This window comes from Phenylobacterium sp., from assembly GCF_030697925.1.
GTDB lineage: Bacteria > Pseudomonadota > Alphaproteobacteria > Caulobacterales > Caulobacteraceae > Phenylobacterium.
Genome location: NZ_JAUYOJ010000044.1, coordinates 1 through 4287, shown reverse-complemented (window position 1 = coordinate 4287; position 4287 = coordinate 1). Strand labels below are relative to the sequence as shown.

General features: G+C 67.7%; 4 protein-coding genes. All 4 read left to right on the top strand.

The window, feature by feature from the left end; translation table 11 throughout:
• Positions 1-186 precede the first annotated feature (186 nt).
• A complete protein-coding gene (locus Q8Q88_RS05000) occupies positions 187-741 on the top strand; it encodes a F0F1 ATP synthase subunit delta (RefSeq protein ID WP_305674100.1) in 555 nt (184 codons plus the stop codon).
• Between the two features lie 4 nt (positions 742-745).
• The gene (gene atpA / locus Q8Q88_RS04995) at positions 746-2281 is read left to right on the top strand and encodes a F0F1 ATP synthase subunit alpha (RefSeq protein ID WP_305674099.1); all 1536 of its coding nucleotides are present in this window, start codon (positions 746-748) and stop codon (positions 2279-2281) included.
• 22 nt (positions 2282-2303) lie between these two features.
• Positions 2304-3173 carry a F0F1 ATP synthase subunit gamma gene (locus tag Q8Q88_RS04990; protein ID WP_305674098.1) on the top strand — a complete coding sequence of 290 codons (870 nt, stop codon included), beginning with the start codon at positions 2304-2306 and terminating at the stop codon, positions 3171-3173.
• 16 nt (positions 3174-3189) lie between these two features.
• On the top strand, positions 3190-4287 hold a 1098-nt coding region (gene atpD / locus Q8Q88_RS04985; protein WP_305674097.1), incomplete at its 3' end, for a F0F1 ATP synthase subunit beta.

Genomic DNA, 4287 nt, shown 5'->3' with positions numbered 1-4287 from the left:
ATCCAAGGTGTCGCGGCCGGTTTGGTTGCGGCGCCGAAAATCGCGTGCTATCAGGCGCGCGGCTTCGGGCCAGGGGGCTCTACCAGTCCCGACGGCCAATGTGCTTTTCCAAGCGCTTTCAAGCCTTTAGGCCGCTGCGGGGTTCCCCCGCCGCGGCTTTCGACACGCATCGGGCGGACATAATAAGTGGCGGACGATTCCAAGGCTTCGAATGTGGGCGGCAGATATGCCCAAGCCCTGTTCGATCTCGCGAACGACGAAAAGAAACTGGCGGCCGTGGAGGCCGACCTGAAGGCGCTGAAGAAGATGCGCGCCGACAGCCGGGACTTCCATGTCCTGCTGGCCTCTCCGGCGTTTGGCGCGGCGGACAAGGGCCGCGCCCTGGCCGCCATCGCCGACAAGGCGAAGCTCAATTCGACCACCAAGAAATTCCTGGGCCTGCTGGCCGCCAACGGCCGCGCCTCGGTGCTGCCGGCGGTGATCGAGGCCTTCGAGACCCTGGCCGCCAAGGCGCGCGGGGCGGTCTCGGCCCAGGTGACCTCCGCCATCCCGCTGACGCCCGCCCAGACCAAGGGCGTCGCCGCCGCCTTGCGCACCGCGCTGGGCAAGGACCCCGAAATCGAGACCCGCGTCGATCCGTCCATCCTGGGCGGCATCAAGGTGCGGGTCGGTTCCCGACTGTTCGACGCTTCGCTTCGTTCGAAGCTCGACTCCCTCAAGTTCGCCCTGAAGAGAGCGTAAGCCCATGGACATCCGCGCCGCCGAGATTTCGGCCATCCTCAAGTCGCAGATCGCTAATTTCGGCGAAGAAGCCGACGTCTCCGACGTCGGGCAGGTGCTGTCCGTCGGTGACGGCATCGCCCGCGTGTTCGGGCTCGACAACGTCCAGGCGGGCGAAATGGTCGAGTTCCCGAAGGCCGGCGTGAAGGGCATGGCCCTGAACCTGGAACGCGACAATGTCGGCATCGTGATCTTCGGCGACGACCGCGCCATCTCGGAAGGCGACGAAGTCCGCCGCCTGGGCGAGATCGTGGACGTGCCGGTCGGCAAGGGCCTGCTGGGCCGCGTCGTCAACCCCCTGGGCGAGCCCATCGACGGCAAGGGTCCGATCGTCGGCGCCGCCGAGCGCCGCCGCGTGGACGTCAAGGCGCCTGGCATCATCCCGCGCAAGTCGGTGCACGAGCCCGTGCAGACCGGCCTGAAGGCCATCGACTCGCTGATCCCGGTCGGCCGCGGCCAGCGCGAACTGATCATCGGCGACCGCCAGACCGGCAAGACCGCCGTGGCGATCGACACCATCCTGAACCAGAAGTCGATCAACGCCGGCACGGATGAGAGCGCCAAGCTCTACTGCATCTATGTCGCCATCGGCCAGAAGCGCTCGACCGTCGCCCAGATCGTCAAGACGCTCGAAGAGCGCGGCGCGCTCGACTACACCATCATCGTCTCGGCCACCGCGTCCGAGCCGGCCCCGCTGCAGTTCCTGGCCCCCTTCGCCGGCTGCGCCATGGGCGAGTGGTTCCGCGACAACGGCATGCACGCCGTCATCATCTATGACGACCTTTCCAAGCAGGCCGTGGCCTATCGCCAGATGTCCCTGCTGCTGCGCCGCCCGCCGGGCCGCGAAGCCTATCCGGGCGACGTGTTCTACCTGCATAGCCGCCTGCTGGAGCGCGCGGCCAAGCTGAACGAGGACAACGGCTCCGGCTCGCTGACCGCCCTGCCGATCATCGAGACCCAGGCCAACGACGTGTCGGCCTATATCCCGACGAATGTGATCTCGATCACCGACGGCCAGATCTTCCTGGAAACCGACCTGTTCTTCCAGGGCATCCGCCCGGCTGTGAACGTCGGCATCAGCGTCAGCCGCGTGGGCTCCTCGGCCCAGATCAAGGCGATGAAGCAGGCCTCCGGACCCATCAAGGGCGACCTGGCCCAGTATCGCGAGCTGGCCGCCTTCGCCAAGTTCGGCTCCGACCTCGACGTCACCACCCAGCGCCAGCTGGCGCGGGGCGAGCGCCTCACCGAGCTCCTGAAGCAGCCCCAGTACTCGCCGCTCGCGGTCGAGGAGCAGGTTGCGGTGATCTATGCCGGCACGCGCGGCTATCTCGACACCATCCCGACCAATCAGGTCGGCCGCTTCGAGGCCGAGCTGCTGGGCCGCCTGCACTCCAAGCACCAGGGCATCCTCGACGCCATCCGCACCTCCAAGGAGCTGAAGGCGGATACGGAGGCCCAGCTCAAGGAAGCTCTGGAAGCCTTCGTGAAGACCTTCGCCTAAGACGACGCTGGAGCATTAGGAGATGGCCAGCGTCAAAGAGATGCGCGATCGGATCAAGAGCGTGGATTCCACGCGGAAGATCACGAAAGCGCTGCAGATGGTCGCCGCGGCCAAGCTGCGTCGTTCGACCGAAGCCGCCCAGAACGCCCGGCCCTATGCCCAGCGCATGGCCGCGGTGATCGCCAACCTGGCGGCGGGCGTCTCCGGCGACGGCGCGCCTAAGCTGCTGGTCGGCACCGGCGCGGACCAGAAGCACCTGGTGGTCGTGGCGACCTCGGACCGCGGCCTGGCCGGCGGCTTCAACACCGCCATCCTGCGCGCCGCGCGCGAACGCATCCGCACCCTGATCGGCGAAGGCAAGGATGTCAGCATCCTGACCGTCGGCAAGAAGGCCCGTGATCTGCTGCGCCGCCAGTACGGCGACCGCTCGGTGGGCGCCTTCGAGGCCGGCGTGCCGTCCCTGGCCGTCGCCCAGCCGGTGGCCGAGAAGATCACCGAGCTGTTCGAGGCCGGCGAGGTCGACGTGGTCACCCTGGTGTTCAGCCAGTTCAAGTCGGTGGTCACCCAGACCCCGACCATCCGCCAGCTCATCCCCGCCCAGATCGGGGGCGACGCGCCCACGGTCGACCTGAAGGGCGCGGCCTACGAATACGAGCCCGACGAAGGCGCGATCCTCGAGACCCTGCTGCCGCGCAACCTGACCGTCCAGGTGATGTCGGCCATGCTCGAGAACCAGGCCGGATTCTACGCCGCCCAGATGGCGGCCATGGACAACGCCACCCGCAACGCCGGCGACATGATCGCCGCGCTCAACCTGCTCAAGAACCGTACTCGCCAGGCGCAGATCACCAAGGAGCTGATCGAGATCATCTCCGGCGCCGAAGCGCTCTAACCGAAAGAGTCCGACCATGGCTACGACCCCTAAGGCCCCCGCCAAGAAAGCCGCCGCCCCGAAGGCGGCCGCCGCTCCCAAGGCCGCCACGGCCAAGGCGCCCGCCGCCAAGGCTGCGGCTGCCAAGGCCCCGGCCGCCAAGAAGGCGTCCGCGCCGAAGCCGGCGGCTGTCGCCGGCGTCGCCACCGGCCGCATCTCGCAGATCATCGGCGCGGTCGTCGACGTCGAGTTCGAAGGCGCCCTGCCCTCGATCCTCAACGCGCTGGAAACCACCAACACCGACCAACGGACGGGCGCGCCCTTCCGCCTGGTGCTGGAAGTCGCCCAACACCTGGGCGAGAACACCGTCCGCGCCATCGCCATGGACACCACCGAGGGCCTGACCCGCGGCGCCCCGGTGATCGACACCGGCCGCGCCATCACCGTCCCGGTGGGTCCGGCCACGCTCGGCCGCATCATGAACGTCATCGGCGACCCGATCGACGAAGCCGGTCCGATCGACACCAAGTTCTATTCGCCGATCCACCGCGACGCCCCGTCCTTCGCCGAGCAATCGACCTCGGCCGAAGTGCTGGTCACCGGCATCAAGGTCGTCGACCTGCTCTGCCCCTACACCAAGGGCGGCAAGATCGGCCTGTTCGGCGGCGCCGGCGTGGGCAAGACCGTGACCATGCAGGAGCTGATCAACAACATCGCCAAGGCCTACGGCGGCTATTCGGTGCTGGCGGGCGTCGGTGAGCGCACCCGCGAAGGCAACGACCTCTATCACGAGATGATCGAGTCCAACGTGAACCAGGCCGGCGGCGGCGGCGACAGCCGCTGCACCCTGGTCTACGGCCAGATGAACGAGCCCCCCGGCGCCCGCGCCCGCGTGGCCCTCACCGGTCTCGCCCAAGCCGAGTATTTCCGCGACGAAGAGGGCAAGGACGTGCTGCTCTTCATCGACAACATCTTCCGCTTCACCCAGGCCGGCTCCGAAGTGTCCGCCCTGCTGGGCCGCATCCCCTCGGCCGTGGGTTATCAGCCCACCCTGGCCACCGAGATGGGCAACCTGCAGGAGCGCATCACCTCCACCGCCAAGGGTTCGATCACCTCGGTCCAGGCCATCTACGTG